At 41.5% G+C, this 22040-nt stretch carries 23 protein-coding genes; 6 read left to right on the top strand and 17 right to left on the bottom strand.

From position 1 onward, the window contains the following. Window positions 1-129 precede the first annotated feature (129 nt). The gene (gene fadJ / locus C9J42_RS00990; protein WP_107205529.1) at window positions 130-2250 is read right to left on the bottom strand and encodes a fatty acid oxidation complex subunit alpha FadJ; all 2121 of its coding nucleotides are present in this window, start codon (window positions 2248-2250) and stop codon (window positions 130-132) included. After that, window positions 2250-3560 (bottom strand): acetyl-CoA C-acyltransferase FadI, encoded by a 1311-nt coding sequence (fadI, locus tag C9J42_RS00985; protein WP_107205528.1) that lies wholly within the window; start codon window positions 3558-3560, stop codon window positions 2250-2252. The genes fadJ and fadI overlap by 1 nt, the downstream gene beginning before the upstream one ends. 605 nt (window positions 3561-4165) lie before the next feature. Here fadI and C9J42_RS00975 point away from each other — a divergent pair. The 4 genes from C9J42_RS00975 to C9J42_RS00960 all read left to right on the top strand — a co-directional run bounded on the left by C9J42_RS00975 (window position 4166) and on the right by C9J42_RS00960 (window position 8635). Further along, window positions 4166-4729, top strand: coding sequence for a sigma-70 family RNA polymerase sigma factor (locus C9J42_RS00975; protein WP_107205526.1), 564 nt, complete (start codon window positions 4166-4168; stop codon window positions 4727-4729). Next, window positions 4722-5438: a DUF3379 family protein gene (locus C9J42_RS00970; RefSeq protein ID WP_107259364.1), complete on the top strand. Its 717-nt coding sequence runs from the start codon at window positions 4722-4724 to the stop codon at window positions 5436-5438. Before C9J42_RS00975 ends, C9J42_RS00970 begins: the two co-directional genes overlap by 8 nt. Before the next feature lie 264 nt (window positions 5439-5702). After that, window positions 5703-6938: an outer membrane protein transport protein gene (locus tag C9J42_RS00965; RefSeq protein WP_107205524.1), complete on the top strand. Its 1236-nt coding sequence runs from the start codon at window positions 5703-5705 to the stop codon at window positions 6936-6938. A 353-nt stretch (window positions 6939-7291) separates the two neighbouring features. Continuing rightward, a complete protein-coding gene (locus C9J42_RS00960; RefSeq protein WP_199187036.1) occupies window positions 7292-8635 on the top strand; it encodes an outer membrane protein transport protein in 1344 nt (447 codons plus the stop codon). 95 nt (window positions 8636-8730) lie between these two features. On the opposite strand, the gene C9J42_RS00955 is transcribed toward C9J42_RS00960, so the two are convergent. The 10 genes from C9J42_RS00955 to ccmA form a co-directional block, all read right to left on the bottom strand. After that, window positions 8731-9531 carry a VacJ family lipoprotein gene (locus C9J42_RS00955; protein ID WP_107205522.1) on the bottom strand — a complete coding sequence of 267 codons (801 nt, stop codon included), beginning with the start codon at window positions 9529-9531 and terminating at the stop codon, window positions 8731-8733. Between the two features lie 68 nt (window positions 9532-9599). After that, entirely contained in the window at window positions 9600-10889 is a 1290-nt protein-coding gene (ccmI, locus tag C9J42_RS00950; protein ID WP_107205521.1) for a c-type cytochrome biogenesis protein CcmI, read from the bottom strand. Beyond that, on the bottom strand, window positions 10886-11401 hold the full coding sequence (locus C9J42_RS00945) for a cytochrome c-type biogenesis protein (protein WP_107205520.1): 516 nt from the start codon (window positions 11399-11401) through the stop codon (window positions 10886-10888). Before C9J42_RS00945 ends, ccmI begins: the two co-directional genes overlap by 4 nt. After that, window positions 11401-11955 (bottom strand): DsbE family thiol:disulfide interchange protein, encoded by a 555-nt coding sequence (locus C9J42_RS00940; RefSeq protein ID WP_107205519.1) that lies wholly within the window; start codon window positions 11953-11955, stop codon window positions 11401-11403. The genes C9J42_RS00945 and C9J42_RS00940 overlap by 1 nt, the downstream gene beginning before the upstream one ends. Continuing rightward, window positions 11948-13930: a heme lyase CcmF/NrfE family subunit gene (locus C9J42_RS00935; RefSeq protein WP_107245615.1), complete on the bottom strand. Its 1983-nt coding sequence runs from the start codon at window positions 13928-13930 to the stop codon at window positions 11948-11950. The genes C9J42_RS00940 and C9J42_RS00935 overlap by 8 nt, the downstream gene beginning before the upstream one ends. Further along, window positions 13927-14412 carry a cytochrome c maturation protein CcmE gene (gene ccmE / locus C9J42_RS00930; RefSeq protein ID WP_107287247.1) on the bottom strand — a complete coding sequence of 162 codons (486 nt, stop codon included), beginning with the start codon at window positions 14410-14412 and terminating at the stop codon, window positions 13927-13929. Before ccmE ends, C9J42_RS00935 begins: the two co-directional genes overlap by 4 nt. After that, complete coding sequence (ccmD, locus tag C9J42_RS00925; protein WP_045127283.1) at window positions 14409-14615, bottom strand: heme exporter protein CcmD; 207 nt, start codon at window positions 14613-14615, stop codon at window positions 14409-14411. Before ccmD ends, ccmE begins: the two co-directional genes overlap by 4 nt. Window positions 14616-14622: 7 nt before the next feature. Then, complete coding sequence (locus tag C9J42_RS00920) at window positions 14623-15354, bottom strand: heme ABC transporter permease (RefSeq protein WP_107245619.1); 732 nt, start codon at window positions 15352-15354, stop codon at window positions 14623-14625. Between the two features lie 153 nt (window positions 15355-15507). Then, window positions 15508-16176, bottom strand: coding sequence for a heme exporter protein CcmB (gene ccmB, locus C9J42_RS00915; RefSeq protein WP_107245708.1), 669 nt, complete (start codon window positions 16174-16176; stop codon window positions 15508-15510). A gap of 8 nt (window positions 16177-16184) precedes the next feature. Next, entirely contained in the window at window positions 16185-16832 is a 648-nt protein-coding gene (gene ccmA / locus C9J42_RS00910) for a cytochrome c biogenesis heme-transporting ATPase CcmA (protein ID WP_107245620.1), read from the bottom strand. A 115-nt stretch (window positions 16833-16947) separates the two neighbouring features. Here ccmA and C9J42_RS00905 point away from each other — a divergent pair, with 115 nt between their 5' ends. Together C9J42_RS00905 and C9J42_RS00900 are read left to right on the top strand one after the other, a co-directional pair. Beyond that, complete coding sequence (locus C9J42_RS00905) at window positions 16948-17808, top strand: hypothetical protein (protein WP_107287246.1); 861 nt, start codon at window positions 16948-16950, stop codon at window positions 17806-17808. A gap of 3 nt (window positions 17809-17811) precedes the next feature. Further along, window positions 17812-18120 (top strand): EscU/YscU/HrcU family type III secretion system export apparatus switch protein, encoded by a 309-nt coding sequence (locus tag C9J42_RS00900; protein ID WP_107287245.1) that lies wholly within the window; start codon window positions 17812-17814, stop codon window positions 18118-18120. Window positions 18121-18123: 3 nt separating this feature from the next. Here the strand turns inward: C9J42_RS00900 and C9J42_RS00895 are convergent, their stop codons facing one another. The 5 genes from C9J42_RS00895 to C9J42_RS00875 are packed head-to-tail and all read right to left on the bottom strand — an operon-like array spanning window position 18124 to window position 21973. Further along, window positions 18124-18558: a DUF2802 domain-containing protein gene (locus C9J42_RS00895; RefSeq protein WP_107205512.1), complete on the bottom strand. Its 435-nt coding sequence runs from the start codon at window positions 18556-18558 to the stop codon at window positions 18124-18126. Then, the gene (locus C9J42_RS00890) at window positions 18558-19052 is read right to left on the bottom strand and encodes a chemotaxis protein CheW (RefSeq protein WP_005370336.1); all 495 of its coding nucleotides are present in this window, start codon (window positions 19050-19052) and stop codon (window positions 18558-18560) included. Before C9J42_RS00890 ends, C9J42_RS00895 begins: the two co-directional genes overlap by 1 nt. A 24-nt stretch (window positions 19053-19076) precedes the next feature. Beyond that, window positions 19077-20027, bottom strand: a complete 951-nt coding sequence (locus C9J42_RS00885; protein ID WP_107205511.1) for a chemotaxis protein CheW — start codon at window positions 20025-20027, stop codon at window positions 19077-19079. Beyond that, the gene (locus tag C9J42_RS00880; RefSeq protein WP_107205510.1) at window positions 20017-20796 is read right to left on the bottom strand and encodes a ParA family protein; all 780 of its coding nucleotides are present in this window, start codon (window positions 20794-20796) and stop codon (window positions 20017-20019) included. The genes C9J42_RS00885 and C9J42_RS00880 overlap by 11 nt, the downstream gene beginning before the upstream one ends. Window positions 20797-20806: 10 nt before the next feature. Then, on the bottom strand, window positions 20807-21973 hold the full coding sequence (locus tag C9J42_RS00875; RefSeq protein WP_107205509.1) for a chemotaxis response regulator protein-glutamate methylesterase: 1167 nt from the start codon (window positions 21971-21973) through the stop codon (window positions 20807-20809). Window positions 21974-22040: the final 67 nt, after the last annotated feature.

Raw genomic sequence — 22040 nt, 5'->3', positions numbered from 1 at the left:
AGTGTTAAATATGGCTTTTTGTCTATTGTCATTCGTTGTGTATAACATTTATTAAGAGAATTAAGGCTTTATTGAATAGCAAAAAAACCGATGGCCTAAGCTCATCGGTTTTTTTCATTAATCTATTGGCTAATAGAACGTTTTCTCTTCTTTGGCCATATCAAGTAATCGCTCGCACGGTTTAAAACGATCACCATACTTATCTGTGTACTCGTTTAGCATATCAACAACACGCGTTATCCCAATATGATCCATATAACGGAATGGCCCGCCTAGGAACGGTGGGAAGCCGATACCGAAAATAGCGCCAATATCGCCATCTCTTGCCGAACGGATCACACCTTCATCTAAACACCTTGCTGCTTCATTCAGCATCATTAAACTACAACGAACCGCGATTTCAGTTTCAGATTCTTTAATCTTTGGTTCCAACTCAAGAAGCTTATAAACCGACTTATCGACTTCTTTTTTCTTGGTATTATAACGATAAAAACCTTTACCGCTTTTACGTCCCTTGCGATTATCCTTCAGCAATAAATCAAACACATCTGGTGCTTCAAATCGTTCACCGAGTTCAGCTAACAGAATAGGACTTATCTTCGCGCCGATATCAACACCAACTTCATCCAATAATGTGATTGGCCCAACAGGGAAACCAAAGTTAAGTAAAGCTGTATCTATATGTTCAATCGGCTCACCACTAAGAAGTACGCGTGCCGCTTCATTCATATAAGGCGCTAGTATACGATTAACATAGAAGCCTGCTTTATCACCGACCACTATCGGGGTTTTACCTTGTTTTTTCGCCAAGGCTACAACCGTTGCAATCGTCTCTTCTGACGTTGCACTCCCTGTTTCCGTGCCTTGATGTGGAATGACCTCAACCAATGGCATTTTTTCTACAGGACTAAAATAGTGAAGACCAACAACATTCTCAGGATGCTCTGCCGCTTGTGCTATTTGATTGATCGGCAATGAGGATGTATTCGTGGCAAAAATTGTGGTTGGTTTTGCATGCTCTTCAACATCTTTTACCATTTGATGTTTGAGCGCTAAATCTTCAAATACCGCTTCAATCACGACATCGGCCTGATTAAAGCCAGTAAAATCAGTCCCACCTGTTATCGTTAGCATTTGTTTTTGTAATGTGGCTTTCGAGATAATTTTACGCTTACGTTTTTTCTCAAGTAGCTTGAAATTGTACGCTAGCGCATTTTGGATACCATCATTACTAATATCTTTGATCCGTACCGGATAACCTGCTTTCGTTGCTGTAACATGACTAATACCGCCGCCCATTAAACCGCCACCCAATACAGCGACTCGTTCGACAGTTAATGGCTCTGCCTCTGAACCCGTTTCTTTTTTCATTGCTGTTGTGGCAAAAAAGATACTACGAAGCGCGGCGGATTCCGGTGACATCACCAATTCACCAAATACTTTAGCCTCTTGTTCTAACCCTTTTTCCATCCCATGCTGTAAACCATATTTCACAACTTCTAAAATGGCATCAACAGCAGGATAATTCCCACGTGTTTTCTCATGTGCTTTTTTCGCCGCTTGATCAAACACTACTGAGCGACCTAATGGATTTCCGCCCAATGCCCAATTTTGCATGGATGATTTGCGGCTAGGTTTTGGCGATAAAGCCATTTGCTCGGCAACATTTAATAAAATACTTTCAGGGACAACTTGATCAATCACCCCCAATTTCACCGCTTTTTTCGCGCGTAATTGCTTACCCGATAAAATCATGTCAAGCGCATTAGCTACGCCAATCAAACGAGGTAAACGCTGAGTACCGCCAGAGCCCGGGAGTAATCCCAACTGTACTTCTGGTAAACCTAATCGGGTTTTATCACCATCACTACAAACTCGGCTATGGCAAGCAAGAGCAAGCTCTAAGCCGCCCCCTAAACATGGGCCGTGAATCGCTGCAACCACATGAAAAGGCAGTTGCTCTAACTGTGAAAATAAAACCTGTCCTTTTACAGCTAAGGCTTGTGCCTCTTGTGCTGTTTCACAGGCTGACAACATGCGAATATCAGCGCCAGCGACAAAGTTATCAGGCTTACCTGAATAGACAACAAGCCCTTTAATATCAGAACGTGCTTTAAGCTCTGCGAGCACTGATGTTATTTGCTCTGAAAATTCAGCTTGTAAGGTGTTCATTTTCTCGTTTGGCACATCTATTTTTAGCCAAGCAACACCATTATCTTTGTACGATAAACTAAATGCAGATTGCGTCATTATTCAGCCTCCAAAATCATTGCCGCACCTAAACCACCAGCTGCACATGCCGTATTCAATGCAAAGCCACCACCACGACGTTTTAACTCACGCAAAGTTTGGGTGATCATACGTGCGCCTGTTGCTGCAAATGGATGCCCGTAAGCCAATGAGCCACCTAACACATTGAATTTATCCATATCAACTTCACCAATCGCATCAATACGGCCTAACTTTTCACGCGCAAACTTAGTAGAAGCAAACATTTTTAAATTTGCTAATGTTTGGGCAGCAAAAGCCTCATGCATGTCAATCAAGGTAAGATCAGATAAATTTAAACCTGCACGTTCCAGTGCAACAGGTGTCGCGTAAGAAGGTCCCATCAGCATATCGCTTTCAACCCCTATTGCGGAAAACGCGTAGGAACGAATATATCCTAATGGTGTTAATCCTAATTCCTTAGCTCGCCCTTCTCGCATCATCAGTATTGCGGCTGCGCCATCCGTTAATGGGGTCGCATTTGCTGCTGTGACTGAGCCATATTTACGATCAAAGGCTGGTCGTAATTTGGCATAAGATTCAAGAGTCGATTCTTCACGAATGTTGTTATCTTTATCTATCCACTGGCGATAAGGTTGTGGGAATGCCGTCATCACTTCATCACGGATCAATCCATCTCGCCATGCTTGTGCCGCTAATGTGTGTGAACGGTGAGCCAATGCATCTTGCTCTTCACGACTAATACCATGTGTTTTTGCCATCTGCTCTGCGGTTTGTCCCATGCTCAATCCTGTTGAATATTCAGCAACGGCAGGCGGCACAGGCATTAAATCTTTCATGTTAAGCGAACTTAATAACTTAAGCCGTTTTGACATGGTTTTCGCCTTGCTAAGTGCAAGTAATGTAGCAGCCATTTTTTTACTTACGCCAATGGGTAATACCGATGATGAATCAGCACCACCTGCGATACCAATATCGATCGTGCCTGAAATAATACTTTCGGCAACATTCGCAGCGGCTTGAAAACTAGTGGCACAGGCACGGGTAACACTGTAAGCATCAGTATGAATGTTCATACCAGTACCCAATACAATCTCACGCGCGATATTTGGCGCTTCTGGCATTTGTACCACTTGCCCAAACACCACTTGATCAATAAGCATCGGATCAAAGTCAAGCGTTTGTAGCATATCATTGACAACCAGCTTTCCGAGATCCAAAGCAGGAACACCATCGAAAGCGGTAGATTGACGAGCAAATGGAGTACGTAAACCGCTAACAACGGCAATACGTTCCCCTTGACGAGTAGTAAGATTTTGGAGACGTGTCATCGCAACTCCTTTTGATAATTTGGCTTACAGTAAGCCGTTTGGCACACCGTGCAATAGAGGTCAGACCTCACAATTGTAAGCCAAATGTTACCAAATTCAATCAAGTGTTTAAATTTAACGGAAGAAGTGTCAAAGATTGTGATCTATCCTCTCAGTTTTAAAACGATATTAAGCGGAAAAATGCAGATAATTAGAGAGAGAATTAGAAAAGATGTAAAAATAGAGGTCAACAAAGATAAAAAGGCAAAAAAAAACCATACCTTATAAGGTATGGTCATAATTCACGCGGAAAGCAATCTGCGTAATGAATAAGTCAATCAACATAAAGCTAATTGCAAATCAGGAAAACCTGATAGGAGAAAGTAAAGTCAGCCTTCAAAAGGAAGTTGTCATCTTGCTCAACAGATAGCATTACAATAGCCGGTTTTGCAACCCACCATCTCGCTATCAGATGACGCAGTCACTATAACGCGCTGCTGGAATCAAATTTTGAACCAGATCAATTTTAGTGTGAATTATCAGCTTAATTATAAAAAAGAAAGGTAAACACCTTATAGCTTTCTTTATTCATAAGATTTTTCGTAAGGACAACGACGGATATTGCCATGTTCAAAAATTTTTTTGGTAAGAAAAAACACGATCCCTCGGTCTCTTTAGATATGGACAAACAAAGAAAATACGAGGCCCTTGTTAGGGCTTGGCATCGGGATCTCTACCGTTACGCATATTGGTTGTGCCACGACCAGCATATTGCTGAAGACTTGGTACAAGAAACATGCTTACGCGCATGGCGTTCCCTTGATAGCCTACAGGATGATAAAGCTGCTAAGGCATGGTTAATTACCATACTTAGGCGTGAAAACGCACGTCGGTTTGAAAGAAAACGATTTGATTTGGTTGATATTGATGACCATGCAATTGCTGATTCCACACCCAGTGTTGAAATGAATACTGAGCAACATATGCTTCAACGTTTAATCATGAATTTGGCACCGGAGTATAGAGAACCACTCATTTTACAGGTCATGGCTGGTTTTAATGGTGATGAAATTGCAGAGATCCTTGAACTTAACCGAAACACTGTGATGACTCGCTTATTTCGAGCCCGTAACCAATTAAAAGAGCAACTTGAAAATAAAGAGTCAAAAAGGGGGAATCAGAATGGATGAACTAGAATTTAGACGGAGATTATTAGCTGATCCACATGATAATGATCCCACTGTAACGGCATGTAAACATCAATCGATCGCAAATAAAAAGTTTTCCGATGAATTACAACAGCTTGATATCCAATTAGAGCAAGCGCTTAAAGTCGATGTACCCGATGATCTGGCGGATAAAATTTTATTTCAACAAGCTGGAGAAGAAACCAACAAGAAAGGCATTAATCGCTATTGGTCTTATGGCCTCGCCGCCTCTGTTGCTTTTGCTATTGGTCTCTTTGTTGGGCAAATGAATTTGCTACCAAGCCAACAGTTACCAATCAATAGCCTTGCCAATGTCGCACTTGAACATGTTTCTTATGAAGCAAAATTTGTCGATAACATCGATGAAAAAGCAACGTTGCAACAAGTGAATGCAAAGCTGCAACCTTTTGGTTCGGAAATGAAAGATTTACCAGGGCACATTTATTATGTGAACTATTGTGGCTTTGATGGCAAACGCTCATTACATATGGTGATGGATACACCACAAGGTAAAGTCACGGTATTTGTTGTTCCAACCCCAAGCCATGCTATTTCTAACTCAACAGACAATAACAATGAAAGTTTAGTCGTACCGATCAGAGAGGCAAGTTTGATTATTGTTGGCGATAAGGGTCAAAACTTAATGCCAGTTGCGAGTAAAATCAAAAACGACCTTAGCTGGGAAATCTAATTTTCCTACTGATTTTTAGTCCTTCTTAATAACGGCAACACACGCTATGTTGCCGTTTTTCGCATCTGATATTTGTCGTTAAAACAACCTAAAACATCGACATTTGATACCAAAATCACTATAAGTTTCGTTAAAAAGTATTTTTACTTAGACATAACACTGGTCAGATTTGATTAAGTCAGTACACCCCCTACAATCATCGAAAATTAGCCAACATAGGCTAATAAAAAACAATAATATATATAATTAGGAATTATTCTAAGCATGAATAAGAAGCAAATTTTTACACGCTCAGTGATTACTGCTGCTATCGCCTTAGCTTCATCACAATCTATGGCAGCGGGCTTTCAGCTGAATGCACAATCTGCAACTGGTCTTGGCCGTGCATTTTCAGGTGACGGTGTTATTGCTGACAACGCATCAACAATGGCAAAAAACGCTGCATCAATGACATTATTTGATGCACCTGCACTGTCTCTTGGTATTATCGCCATTGATACTGACGTTAAAGTAAAAGATGCAACATACAATGGTTATCAGATCCCTGGTGATCAAATTGGTGGTACTAGTTACGCGCCAAACATCTACTACATTCAACCTATCAACGATAAATTCGCTGTAGGTGCATCACTTTACTCAAACTTCGGTACTAAAACTGAGTTTAGTGATAACTACGCTGCAAATGTATTTGGTGGTTTAACTGATGTAAAAAGTGTGAACTTAGGTTTAAGTGCTGCTTACCGCATTAACCAGCAACTAAGCATTGGTGGTGGTTTAGACGTAATTTACGGCAGTGGTAAACTAAATCGCTATATACCTGCAGGAAAAATTCCAACACCTAATGGTACGATCAATACACCAAAAATTGATTTACTTGATGTTGATGCCGATGGTGTAGCACTTGGCTTTAACCTAGGTACTATCTACGAACTCGATCAAAACAACCGTTTTGGCTTATCTTACCGCTATAGCCCAACATTAGAAGCTAAAGGTGATATGCACTATGCGGGCAACGACCTTAGCGATCAGAAGCTAAAAATGCCATTACCAGATATGGCAGAATTTTCTGGTTTCAATAAGCTAAATGATAAATTTGCGGTTCACTACAGCATTCAATGGATCCGCTGGAGCGAGTTTGACGTTCTAGAAACAACTGGTGGCGTTAAATTAAATGATTACCAATGGCAAGATGGATGGCACTACTCTATCGGTGGTACTTACTACCTAAACGATCAGTGGACACTTCGTGCCGGTTACATGCATGACACTAGCGCACAGGATTCAAAAACGTCTATTTCTGTACCTGATTCAGATCGTAACTGGTTATCTGGCGGCTTTAGCTACCACCTAGACAGCAAGTCTACCATCGACTTTGGCTTAACTTACCTTATTGGTAAAGATGTTAAAGCAGATGAAACCAATCCGCTCGGTATGTCGGTTGACGCAACTACTCGTGCAAATGCATGGTTGTACGGTCTACAATACAGCCGTTCATTCTAATTTCAGCGTACACTTGAACGCTAAAATGATTAAAAGGAGCCATTTGGCTCCTTTTTTAATCTTTTCACTACCACTTCCACCTCACTTTCCTTTCATTAATTCACTCGACACGTTCAAAATTTGTATAAATAACAATCAGAACAATACAACAACTGGTACATGTGTACGCTGAAAACAGATCAGATCAGAACAGCACGAACAAAAAGTAACGGATATAAATCCAAAATAAACAAATTAAAGGAATATTACTTCAATAAGTGAAATTTATAGCGATAAATCGTCACGTTATTAATTGTTAAGGGTATTATTCGCGACTTAGTTTCAGCGAACAATTAGCGATTAATATTAAAATGATGAATAAAAATAAAATTACATTATCTTTAACGGCTGCATTAGCATTAGGCATGAGCTCTAACGCCCTAGCAGCAGGATTCCAATTGGCTGAATATTCAGCAACAGGTTTAGGCCGCGCATTTGCTGGTGAAGCAGCAATGGCTGACAATGCCAGCGCCCAATTCCGTAACCCTGCAATGCTGACATACCTTGAAGGTACGCAAATATCAGTAGGTGCAATTTACGTTGACCCAAACATTGATGTTAAAGGGAATCTACAACTTAATGATCAAACCATAGATCAAACTGAATCTCGTGATATCGCTAATAGTGCCGTTATTCCCAATTTTTATATTTCTCGTCAATTGAACGATAAAGCAACATTAGGCCTAGCATTTGGTACAAACTTTGGTATGCGTACCGAACTTGGCACCCAGTTCACTGCCTCTCTTTTCGGTAATCAAGCGGAAGTGCACACCGTTGAAATCAACCCTAACCTTGGTTACAAAATTAATGACCAATTTAGCGTCGGTGCCGGTGTACGTTATATTATGGCAAAAGGCCACTTCGGCGCGGCACTGCCAAGCGCACTACCAGCGGCTGTTTCTGGAATGTTGTCACCACAACAAAAATATATTTATGATCAAGGCTTAGCAGGTAAAAATCTTAAATATATGGAAGGCGAAGATAATGCATGGGGTTGGCAAGCAGGTGCTGCATGGCAAATTAACCCAGCAAACCGTATTGGCGTAAGCTATCGCTCAGCTGTTGACCTAAACCTTAGCGGTCACGCTAGCGGCCTTGCATACAACAACCAAACTTTACCCGGTTCATTGCCGCTTGAGCTTCCAGCATCTGCAGAGATTGCAACCTTCCACCAGCTAACCGATCAATGGGCTATTCATACCAGCATCAACTGGACAGATTGGAGCAGCTTTGAAAAATTAGAAGCGAATATTCCGGCTCTTGGTTCACACAGTAACGATCTAATTAAAGAAGAAAACTGGAAAGACAACTACCGTTTTGCTATCGGTACCACTTACCAAGTAAACAGTAAACTCGCACTTCGCTCTGGTATTGCCTATGACATGGCTGCAGTTGATGAAGCCCACCGAACTCAAACGATCCCTGAAACTGATCGTACTTGGTTAAGTCTTGGTGCGGGTTACCAGTGGTCTAAGAATTTAACATTAGATGCAGGCCTGACCTACGTTTATGCGAAGAAAGCGCACCTAAACGAAACAGATAAGAGTATTAATGGCCTGGCTAGCGGCCTACTTCAACAACCAACTAAACTCTCTTTCGCTGGTACAACATCTGGTGATGTGTGGTTAGCGGGTGTACAAGCAAGCTACCGTTTCTAAGTAAAATAAAATTTATTTAGAAAAACAAGCTCGCTACAAACTATACCACATATAAAAAGACCTCCTTATTGGAGGTCTTTTTTAGTTAAGTAATATTACTGATCATCAATTTCATCAAGATAACTATCATCAAAACTATCTGCTTGTTGCTCTTGGTCAACTTTACCGTCACTGGCGACAAAGTCTTTATATTGAATATATGCATCACGAGTAAATACATATGGATCGGGTGAGTTTTCTAGCATCGCTTCTTGTTGTGCTAATGCAGCACGATCTTCCATCCCCTGAAAAAGCCATTTACCTAGCCCTTCCCAAATATTTAATAAGCTGAACATTGGGTAGAGTTCATCAGCCGCATCACCAAAACCTCGGAACGTCACTGGGCCATAAACTGGTAACATCAAATAAGGACCATTTGGTACACCATAATAACCTAACGTGTCACCAAATCGTCGATCCGCAGGTTTATTTATGTCAGCCGCAGATGCGATATCGATTAAACCACCCAATCCAAAAATTGTATTAATCCAAAAACGGTTAAAATGGGTGACCGCAGCTTTGCCATTTAACGACAGTAGGCTATTAACCATACTTGCAGGCTCATCTAAATTTGATAAAAAATTCATGATGCCTTTACGAACAGGGGTTGGCGTGTAATTAACATATGCCATTGAAACTGGACGGGCTACGTACGGGTCTAAATAGTTAAAATTAAAATCCCACATAGCACGGTTAAACCCCTCAAATGGGTCATAAACGCCATTACTATCACTGTCAGCATCAATATGATCAGTAATATTGTTAGAGGTAATTTGTTTTGACGGTTCATCTGGTGTTTGCGCACAACCGACTAGCCCCAGAGAAAGCCAAATTATTAGTAAGAAAATTCTATTCAAAACATATATCCAATAGAAAGCAGGCTGGACAATAATATCCAGCCTGCTCTATTTGTTCCAGTATTGAATCAATATTGTTTATTAATTAATACTTTTGTATCACCACCAAGCATCACTTTCTGGCTTTCACCATACCAATCACCTTGTTTCGTCATGACGTTACCATCACTATCAATACGAGCACGGACAATCATTTCAGATAATGACGATAGCTTGCGCTGCGGCATCATGCTGTCTTTATCCGTTAACGTAATGGTTAATGGGAAAGACGTTGTCAGTGGTAGCTTTACAGCTGCAATTGGCATTGGTGCGCCATCAGCGCTATGAACAGAGACAATAATATCGCCCTGCTTTGGCATCACGACGTTTGGCGCTAATGAAATTGTCGCCACTATCTGCTGTTTTGCTTGTTCAGCACTGACTTTTGGCGCAGTTTCTGCCGCAGCTGCAGCAGAACCATTGACTAATGCCTTCGCTTTGTCATCAGCATTTAAACGTGCTTGTGCGCGTTCAATACTTCGATCAAGCATCGGTGCACGGGAATCATCCGGTCCGATAAGCTTTTTCATCATCGTCCAGTAAGCGATCGCTTGTTCAAACTTGTTTTGCTCAAACGCATCGAAAGCGAGCAGCGATAATGCTTGCACGTTAGTATGATCTTTCTTAATGACATTGCGTAATAAGTTACGTGCCATGTCACTTGCGCCCGGCTTACCACTTAGCATTAATGACTGTGCATAACCTAACTGAATATCCTCATCAACAGGGTTTAAGTCATAGGCTTTTTTCATTGCCATTTCAGCGGTTTCACCATCACGGTTTGCCATTGCGATACGGCCTAACAATAACCATCCCATAGGATCATCACCGTCATCGTGCAATTTAGTACGTAATGCTAAAGTCAAATCAGACATATCTTGATCAGACAGCGGCTCATTAGCGGCATTATCACCCAGTAAGCGTTGAGAAAGTTGAGGCAGACGGTTTACCGCATCATGCCACGCTTCTACTTTCTGAATACCGCCCACAGAGGCGTACATGCCATAGCTCACACCAACAATTAAGATAATGCCAGGTAGCAACATCCCAGCACTAACATGAGTAGATTTCTTCTCTTTACTTTCAGGTATATCATCTAGCAATGACTGTTGAAGCTCAGAAACTAATTCTTGGCGATTCTCAACCAAGCCTTCTTCTGATTCGTGCTCCAGTTCATGAATACGATCTTTAAAGAATGCTTTGTTTAATTCATCTCGGCTTGCTACATCATCGTATTCTTTACCATACAACATAGGTACAGCAAAAAATGCTATTGCAATAAGCACTAAGACAGCAGTTATAATCCAAAACAGCGTCATTTGTTTACCTTTGATTGAGTATCAACACTTTTAGCATCTTGCTGTTCCATCTCTGCAAGCAGTGCTTTTAATCGTTTAGCTTCTTCCTCATCTAATTGAGCCTGCTCAACTTTTTCACCGTTTTTACGCGTACGATAAACCAGAACAGTAAAGCCAATAACGATAAACAGAATAGGACCAACCCATAAAATTGCAGTCGAAGCTGTCATCGGTGGATTGTACGTAACAAAGTTACCGTAACGCGCAATCATGTAATCAATAATTTGCTGACTGGTTTTGCCTTCTTGAAGAAGCTCAAATGTTTTCTGTCGCATATCTTGCGCTAAGGTTGCATTTGAATCAGCAATATTATTGTTCTGACACTTAGGGCAACGTAATGTTGCCGTTAGCTCTTGAAACTGCTTTTCTTGTTCCGCATTTTTAAAGTCATAGACATCAATCGATGCAAATGCTGGTAACGCCGCGGTTAGCGCAATCGTTGCAGCTATAACAAGGGCAAATAAACGTTTCATTAACCTTTTGCCTCCGCTTTTAGCTTGTTGTACAACGGCTCAAGCGTTTTTTTCCAATTTTCAGGATTAACGTCACCCACATGGCGATAACGAATAATGCCGTTAGCATCAATAATGAATGTTTCAGGTGCGCCATACACACCTAAATCCATACCTAACATACCGTTACCATCATAAAGTGTATGCAAATAAGGATTACCCAATTCAGTTAACCAACCAATCGCTTTCTCACGTTGATCTTTGTAGTTCAGACCAATGATCTTAACGCCTTGTTTCGCTAACGTATTTAAGTATTGGTGTTCTGCATAACATGTCGGACACCATGTCGCCCACACGTTAAGCAATAATGGTTCACCTTTGAAAATCGTTTGTTGATACTCTTTTCCTGGTTGGAATAGATCTTCTAATTTAAAGGTCGGTACAGGTTTACCTACCAATACCGATTCTAATTTTGTTGGATCATCACCATCAGCATTGCGGGTTAACTGCACCATAAACATAATAACCAGTGCAATGAACAAGACTAACGGAATAAAGAGGAACTTCTTATTCATGGGTTAATTTTTCCTCTGACGATTTATTACTCAGTTTTGCAGGAGTGCGGAATCGGTAACGTTTATCGCTGATCGCCAATGCACCACCTAACGCCATTAAAAATGCACCCGCCCACATCCAGTTCACAAATGGTTTGTAATAAATACGAACAGCCCATGCACCATCACCAAGCTTCTCACCCATAGCAACATATAAGTCACGAGTAATCCCGCTATCAATTGCCGCTTCTGTCATCATAGAGCCAGCCACACTGTAGAAACGTTTTTCAGCATGTAGTGTTGTTACATTAATACCACGACGGCTAATATTGAAATCAGCTATATATCCATCATAGTTAGGACCATCTGCATCACGTAATCCAGCAAAGTGGAAATCATAGCCTTTCACATTAACAGATTGACCCGGCGCTAAACGTAAATCACGTTCGATATCGTAGTTAGAGACTAGCGTGATACCAATGATAGATATCGCTAAACCAATATGGCCTAACACCATCGCCCAATGGCTACGACCTAATTTACCTAAGCCATCAACAAAAGTATGACGGTGTGTCGCACGCTCGAATAACTCAAAACCATGCATCACAATGATCCACACCGCCATCATCATCCCTAACACCGCAAGCGGTTCAACCACACTTGCCGTAAAGTAAATAACAAGGTATGAAAATGGAATCGTGATCAGTGCTGAGATAATCATTGGCTTGCGAACATGTTTGAAATTATCGCGTTTCCAACGAACAAGAGGACCAACACCCATAATAAAAGCAAACGGGATCATCAACCATGTAAATAGCATGTTGAAGAAAGGTACACCGATAGAAACAGAACCTAAACCAATTTGCTTATGTACCAATGGTAATAATGTACCAATAAGTACAACTACTAAGCCTGCAACAAGTAAAATGTTGTTTGCTAGTAACAGGTTTTCACGTGAGAACAAGCTGTAGTTACCACGAGAACGAATTTGACCACCACGTAATGCATACAGCAGTAAAGAACCACCGATAACAACCACAAGGAAACCAAGAATGAACATACCGCGAGCCGGATCTGACGCAAATGCATGCACAGAAACCAATACGCCAGAACGCACTAAGAACGTACCTAATAAACTTAATGAGAAGGCAGAGATCGCAAGCAGTACAGTCCATGCTTTAAATGTGCCACGCTTTTCTGTTACTGATAGCGAGTGCATTAACGCCGTACCTGCAAGCCATGGCATAAATGATGCGTTTTCTACTGGATCCCAGAACCACCAGCCACCCCAGCCAAGTTCGTAGTAAGCCCACCATGACCCTAGTGCGATACCTACCGTTAGGAATGACCATGCCGCGATTGTCCATGGACGAGACCAACGTGCCCAAGCGGTATCTAAACGACCAGTCATCAAGGATGCAATGGCAAAAGAGAACGCAACAGAGAAGCCAACGTAGCCCATGTAAAGCATTGGCGGGTGAATAATTAGACCCGGATCTTGCAATAATGGGTTTAGATCACGACCTTCGACAGGGAATACCGGTAGCGTACGTAAAAATGGGTTAGAAGTAATGATAATAAACAGTAAGAAACCCACTGCAATCATCCCCATTACCGATAAGACACGAGAAACAGATTCAAGTGGCATATCACGGCTAAAACGCGCCACAGCAGCAGCCCAACCGGCTTGGATAAGTACCCAAAGCAGCAATGAACCTTCGTGCGCGCCCCATACCGCTGTAATACGGTAATACCACGGTAATAAACTTGTCGAGTTACTGGCTACATACGCAACAGTAAAATCATTGTTATAGAATGACCAACATAAAATAACAAAAGATAACGATATAAAAGCAAAAATACCGTATGCCAATGGTCGTGCCATACGCATCATTGCTTGGTTACCGACTGCAGCACCATATAGCGGATAAATACTGGCCAGTACCGATAAGGCGAGGGCAGTAATAAGGGCAAAATGGCCTATTTCAGGGATCATTGAGCACTACCTTGTAGTTGTTCTTCAGTATATTGAAGTTTTGAGTGATTTTTCTTCATCGCATCAGCGACTTCAGCCGGCATGTAATTTTCATCATGCTTAGCCAGTACTTCATGTGCTTTTACTGTTGTTGGGCCAACGAGTACACCTTGCGCGACAATACCCTGCCCTTCACGGAAGAGATCAGGCAAAATACCATCATAAGTGACAGTTACTGAAGGGCCGACATCAGCAACTTTAAAACTCACTTCTAAAGATTGAGGATCACGCTTCACAGAGCCTTTCACCACCATGCCACCAATACGTAAACGTTGACCAACTTCTGGTTTGGTGCCATCAGGCTTACCATTAACCAGTTCTGTTGGTGTGTAGAATAAATCCATATTTTGATTTAACGCATAAAGCACTAAACCAATGGTAGCACCAAGGCCTAAAACGAGCGCTAACACTAAGGCGAGACGCTTCTTACGTCTTGGGGTCATAGCGTATTCTCCATCTTTTTCGCATCTTTAATGCGTTGTTCACGTGCGATTTTATTTTTAATGTCACCTAATACGCGACGATGGGTGGCCATACTAGAAAAGAGGATCCATAGCATCGCCAAAAATGAGATGCCAAACGCACTCCATACATAAGCAGCATAACCACCCATGGCAAAAAAGTCGCTCATAGAATCAAAATGCATACCAACCTCACTTCACTAGCTCACGCACCCAAGGGCGGTGACTTTCGCGGATAAGAATTTCATTACGTAGACGGATCATAGTCACCGCACCGAAGAAAAAAGCAAAACCCACAATACCAATCAGCAACGGCCATAACATATCTGTTGACATAGAAGGCTTGGCAAATTTAGTAATGGTTGCACCTTGGTGAAGGGTATTCCACCACTCGACAGAGAAGTGAATAATAGGAATATTGATCACACCAACAATCGCTAAAATACCCGCCGCTTTGGCTGCTGTCTTTTGATCATCAAAAGCATTATACAATGCAATAACACCAAGATATAAAAATAGAAGAATGAGTTCAGATGTTAAACGCGCATCCCACACCCACCATGTGCCCCACATTGGCTTACCCCAAATAGCACCAGTGATCAATGCAATAAAGGTAAACACTGCACCAACCGGCGCCATCGCAGCAGCGGCCATATCCGATAATCGAATCTGCCACACTAAACCAATGAATGCGGCAATAGCCATTGATACATAAGCACCCATCGACCAGATTGCAGCGGGAACATGCAAGTAAATAATTCTAAAGCTGTCACCCTGTTGATAATCCGCTGGCGCAAACATTAAGCCCCAAATAGAACTGACAACAATGGCAATTAAGCTAATCATGGAAAACCAAGGCAGTAACTTACCGCACAAGCGATAGGTATTCTCGGCTTTAGCGTAGGGATGTAACCACTTCCACATAATGCTCTCTACTCGTTATATAGTTATAAATACGTCATTAAAACCAAGTTCAGTCACAAAATAATAGGATTTTGTGTCATCCCTTAACCTTATAAATCTCTACCGGTTGGATAAATAAACAAAATGGAAGACATCATCGCTCCCACTCTTGATTTAATTCACACTGATCCTTAGCGATGCCGCAACCGCAAACGGTGCTAACGTTAAAGAGGCCACCAACATTGCCGCCATTAATGCTAATTGCCCGTTATATGCCATCCCTAGGCCTGCAGCTTCTATTGCAGAGGTTGCGAATATAAGCACAGGTATATATAACGGTAATATGAGCAAGCTCAATAAAACGCCACCTTTTCGTAATCCAACCGTTAAAGCGACACCAATTGCCCCTAAAAAGCTTAATGTTGGCGTACCTACTAGCAATGTGAGTACAACGGCTACCCATGTATCCCAATTTAAGGATAATAAAATCGCTAATAAGGGACTAATTAATATCAGCGGTAGACCTGTCAACAACCAATGTGCAAGCATTTTAGCAAAGGCAGATACCGCTAATGGTGTCGGCATTAATAACATTTGCTCCAGCGAGCCATCGGCATAATCATCACGAAAAAGGCGTTCCATTGATAATAACGCTGCTAACAATGCCGCCACCCAAATGATCCCAGGAGCAATACGTGCAAGCAATTTAGGCTCAGGACCAATACTTAATGGAAATAAGGTGATCACAATAATAAAGAACCACAATGGGTTCATCACATCTGCACGTCGACGAAAAGCAATTAACAATTCACGACGAATAATTTGAATAATAGAATTAAACACCGTGCTCACTACCCTAACTTAATTTTTCGTAAATGATTACTATCCGTAAACATATCTTGGTGCGTGGTTAATAACACCATGCCACCACGTTCAACATGAGATAAAAACAAGTTTTCAAGCACCTTGACACCTTGCTTATCAATCGCCGTTAATGGCTCATCAAGCACCCATAATTTATGATTACTTAACCATAGACGCGCTAATGCAACACGGCGTTGCTGACCTGCAGATAGTTGCCCTGCTGGTACATCTTCACGCCCCGCTAACCCAACATGCGCCAATGCTTGCCATAATGCGTCCTCACCCATAACTTGTGGTGAACCCTTGAGATCTGAGCCTTGATTGCATTTATGCATGGCTTGAAAAAAAGCCAAGTTCTCAAAGGCGGTAAGTTCACGCTTTACGCCAGTTTGATGACCAAGAAACAACAGCTCTTGATGGTAATCTTCTCGTGCAACCTGAATATCTTCTTGATTCCAAAGAACGTGCCCACTATCCGCGCGGCCTAACCCAGCAATAATACGTAACAGTGTGGTTTTACCCGCACCATTATGGCCTTCAATTTGCACTAACTCGCCACTTGATATAGTGAAACTGAGTTCGTCAAACAATAAACGTTCATCACGAACGCAGCTTAAGTCTGCTACTGACAACATATAAATGATGTATCCTAGGTGTCACAAATCAGTCCGCATGATACCACAATGGCTAATAATTTAGCTAAACTACGGACATATTCATCGTTAACTAACGTAAGTAAATGTGAAATATATGCGCATCAATTTAACGCCATCTCACCCCCCTAGCGCAGCAAACACTGCTCAAATTGAAAAACCTTTATCGGATAATCGAAAGAGCCAGGCGCCATTATTTACTCGCTCAGGAGAAAAAGAGCAAAACCTCATTTCTCAATTACCGCAATTATTGTTATCCATAAACAGCTTGCAACGTTTAGTTACACTTTTATCTAACCCGTTAAACTCTGGTACAGCTAAATTAGCCACATCGCCCTCTAACAACCTAAATACTATTTTCCAGCAGCTCTTTGCACCACAAAATCAAACCAGCTTAATCACTTGGTTACAACAAGGTGGAGAACGAAAACCTTTAGCTCAGTTATTACAGCAACTATCTCAACCACAAAGCCAGTTAAACCAATGGTTAAAAACGTTAAGCCCTGAGCAACAGCAAGATATTCCCGCTCTATTAAGGCTTGCCGCTGAGCAACGAGGACCAGAAACACAACGTACACAAGATACCAATAGCATTTATCTGCAATGGCCGATGAATAACAACCAATCTATTGATATTAAAATAAAAAATGAAAATGAGGATTCAGACTCAAATGCCGACAAGAGTATCAATTCCTGTTGGACGGTCAAATTGGCATTACCTATTGGTGCAATCGATATACTTAATGTTACAGCCCAATGGAAAAACAGCACATTAACAACGGTATTTGAAACCGTTAATCCATTGTTACTACATAAAATAGAGCAGGTCTCGCCGCTACTTTTTTCTCGTATGGCACAGTTAGGTATTAACTGTGAATCTCCTAAATTTCTGCAAGCTCAAGATAAAGAGTCTAATGACCCTCTAGCCTCTTCTAATGGCTTATTGATTAAGGTCTAAGTGATGACTACAGATAATAAAACAACCTCGCATGCAGTTGCACTTAAATATGATGGTGACAAGTCTCCTTATATTACAGCCAAAGGCCACCAGCAATTAGCTGAACATATTATTGAACAAGTGAAACTGCAAGGTGGCTTAATACATCAAGATCCCGTTCTGGCACAATATCTAAATAGCTTTGATGTCGGTGATGAAATCCCACAGGAGTTATACTTGATTATTGCCGAACTGATTGCCTTTTCATGGTATTTAAACGGAAAAACCCCTCCGGGATGGGAGGGGCTTAAAGATATTAATATATCAGTATAACGATTAACGTCGACGGTGTTTTTGCATCGTCTGCTGTAAGCGAAGCAGAAGTTCAGCTTCAGCTTTAGGTAAATCACACTCATTCATCAATTCATGTACATCTGCGCCCAACTCTACCATTTTACTGGCACGGCTATATAAACGCCCTTCGGGATCGTTCATCATGATCTCTGTTTGACGATCTTCAACCACTTCTAACTGATGTGACATATCCGCCAGTTTGTGACTCATACCCATTGTTCCTGCCCGCAATTCATTGAACTCTTTATTCAAGCGTTCATTTTGTAAGCGGGCATTTTTCAATACAGTTTCAATAGCGGCAAATTTTGTTTCTAAACTCCGTCGCGCTTTACGCTCGCGAAGCAATAACACAGTAAAGATTAAAACCGCCAATACACTAATAACAGTAGGTATCCACTGGAGCAGAATAGTATTCATTACAAGTACGCCATCTCATCCCACTCTTCATCAGATAGCAGCTTATTAAGATCAACTAAGATAAGTAATTGTCCTTCGCGGTTACTTACACCTTGAATAAACTTCGCACTCTCTTCGGTACCCACACTTGGCGTGCTATCAATTTCAGAACTACGTAGATAAACCACTTCAGCAACACTATCGACAAGAATACCAATCACTTGTTTTTCTGCTTCAATGATAACAATACGTGTATTGTCAGAAATCTCACCCGGAGCTAAGCCAAAACGAGAGCGAGTATCGATAACAGTAACGACATTGCCGCGAAGATTAATAATACCGAGCACATAATCAGGCGCACCTGGCACTGGTGCAATTTCTGAATAGCGCAAAACCTCACGGACTTGCATAACATTTATACCGTAAGTCTCATCTTCTAGCTGAAATGTCACCCATTGCAGAACCTGATCATTCGCTCCGTCTTTTTGGATCTCAGCGATATTTACCTGTGACATGCTATTCCCTCTTAAGGTCCTGTATTACTCAATACTATTTACATCCAATCCATTGTTTAGCATTGCGATCAACGCATCGACATGGATAAGTGCACACATTTTATCTTTTACCATACCCGCAAGCCAAGGGCGTTTTCCAGCCTTCTCTCGCCAGCGAATATCATTGCCATTCAGCATTTTGGTGCCATGCAGTTTATCGCTAGCTAGCCCCCATTGGCTATCGCCAAGCATCACAATATAACGATAATTATCACGATACTCATCACCAACTAGCTTCTCTGGCATTACCCAACGTGCAGTATCAACTACATCTAACTTTTGCTCGCGTGTTGACTGTAGACCCAAATACCAATTAGGACGCCCAAGTAAACGGTTAAGCTCGCCAAGTTGATGAATACCACCCAATTGCGTGAGCGCAACAGCAAATGTCACACCATTAACTTCAAAAAATAGCGCTTGAAACGCTTGTTCCATCCCATGATGTGTCCACTGCTCTGGCGGAATTAACCCTGCATCTTCAGCAATTTCAGCGGTTTTGATAACCTCCGTTTCAACGGTATCTTCCGCTATATTTTCAGTACTCGTACACCTAGGTTCAGCTTCTTTAATAGAAGTTAGTTGCTCTGGTATGACGTATTCTGTTTCTGAAAAAATTTGTTGTGGATTTGCAGTTTGTATAACATTTTCTTGAATATCATCAACATAATTTTCATCAACTTGACTCAATAGTCGTGCTATATCTTGTCGATTTGACGGCTCTGCATAATCAACAGCAACATAAGGCTGTGGCTTTAATACATTTAACTTAGGTTGAAGTAACGTAGACGCGACTTCAACATTTTCAATACTTGGTTTATCGACATCTAAAATGGGATCTTTAATCTCCGCAGGTACAGCAACTTCATTTGATTCTTCTAATAAATCAAAAAAATAATCATCTAGGGCTTGATCACTTGAAAGTGGCTTACTTTGCATGATTGTCTAACCGTTCTACATATTTTAATAACGTTTTGTAAGCAAACACACCACGACAGTTTCGGGCATATAATGATGGTGGCATATGTTTAATACTGGCATCACGGAACTTTGTATCAATAGGTACCGCAGACGCCCAAACTTGTTCAGGGAAACGAGCCTTGAGTTCTTGCAACGTTTGGAGTGATGCGCGTGTTCGTTTATCGTACATAGTTGGAACAATCGTGACATTAAAACCAGACGGCTTAGAACGCTGCATAATTTGTAACGTCCTCATCATTCTTTCCAAGCCTTTCATGGCTAAAAACTCGGTTTGTACTGGTATAAGAATGCGATCGCTCGCCGCCAATGCATTGACCATCATCACCCCCAAAATCGGTGGGCAATCTATCAGTACGTAATCATAGTCATCAACTAAACTATGCAGCGCTTTTTTTAACACTAACCCCATACCACTGCGATTTCCCATTACACGATCAAGTGTTGCCAGTGACATATGGGCAGGAATAATATCAATATTATTAAATGCTGTTTTAAGAATAAGTGGTTTTACACTGACTTTATTCACTACGGGTAATTGAAACAAATCAAATAAACTCGCGGGTACTTGCTCTGAATCAAAGTTTAAATACGTTGTTAACGATGCGTGTGGGTCGGTATCAACTAATAAAACACGTTTATTTTGCTCACTCAGCAATCCGGCTAATGTAATTGTGGTTGTGGTTTTCCCCACCCCACCTTTTTGATTAGCAATACTCCAAACAATCACCCCTTGATCCTCACTGTAAACCTAGTTCTATTAACATACATTCAGCAATACGATCTAAAGGTAAGTCGTGGCTTGATATACCCGCTTTAGCAACGGCTTGAGGCATACCGTATACCACACAACTGTCTTCATCCTGCGCCCAAATAGTTGAACCACTATTTTTTAGCATTCTTGCGCCATCTCGACCATCAGCGCCCATACCGGTTAATACCATTGATAGGACTTTGTCTTGATAAACTTTAGCCGCAGAACCAAATGTTACATCAACACATGGTTTATAATTCATGCGCTCACCGCTATCAATAATACGTAATCTTGATGCGCCAGGTCGACCATCAAGCATCATTTGTTTACCGCCTGGAGCAAGATACGCCATACCCGCTTTCAACATATCCCCATTTTCCGCTTCTTTCACTCCAATTTTGCACAGCTGATCTAATCGTGCAGCAAAAGCGGCGGTAAATGTCGCAGGCATGTGCTGAATAAGCACTATCGGATAGGGAAAATTAGCAGGTAGCTGAGTCAATATTTTTTGTAATGCGACAGGGCCACCCGTGGATGTGCCAATTGCAACAATCTGGTATTTTTTTCCTGACGCTTTAAAACGTAATGCGGGTTTGACAACAGATGCACGCGCAGCTCTTGAAGATGAAACAGATGAAGGTTCAGCCTGCAAGCGTGACGTTAGCGTTGGTTTCGTCGTCGATGTATGAGTGCTTGTTAATGGCGAAGAAGGAAGAGATGTTGAACGCGTCGTCGCACTTCGGCGCATAAAAATACGTTTACGTGCAAGCTCTGCAACACGTTTTTGAAGCAGTTCAACGGCTTCATCACGATTACGCGCAATATCTTCAAATTTCTTTGGCAAGAAATCTAATGCACCAGCATCAAGGGCATCAAGCGTCGCCTTGGCACCATCATGAGTTAACGAAGAAAACATTAAGATCGGAGTTGGTGACACTTTCATGATCTCGCGAACGGCTGTAATACCATCCATTACGGGCATTTCGATGTCCATTGTGATCACGTCAGGTTGCAGTTTTTGGGTTAACTCTACCGCTTCTTTGCCATTAACGGCATTGCCAACAACTTCCAACCGACTATCAGCATTAATTATTTCACTTACTCTTCGACGGAAAAAACTTGAGTCATCAACTACTAATACTTTAACTGCCATGTTACTTTCATCCCGTTGAAACGCTTAAACAAAGGGGGTCATCGCCCCCCTCTTTTATTATTATTTG

The organism is Photobacterium sp. GB-56 (assembly GCF_003026105.1).
Classification (GTDB): Bacteria; Pseudomonadota; Gammaproteobacteria; order Enterobacterales; family Vibrionaceae; genus Photobacterium.
This window is presented reverse-complemented; position numbering and strand designations above follow the sequence as displayed.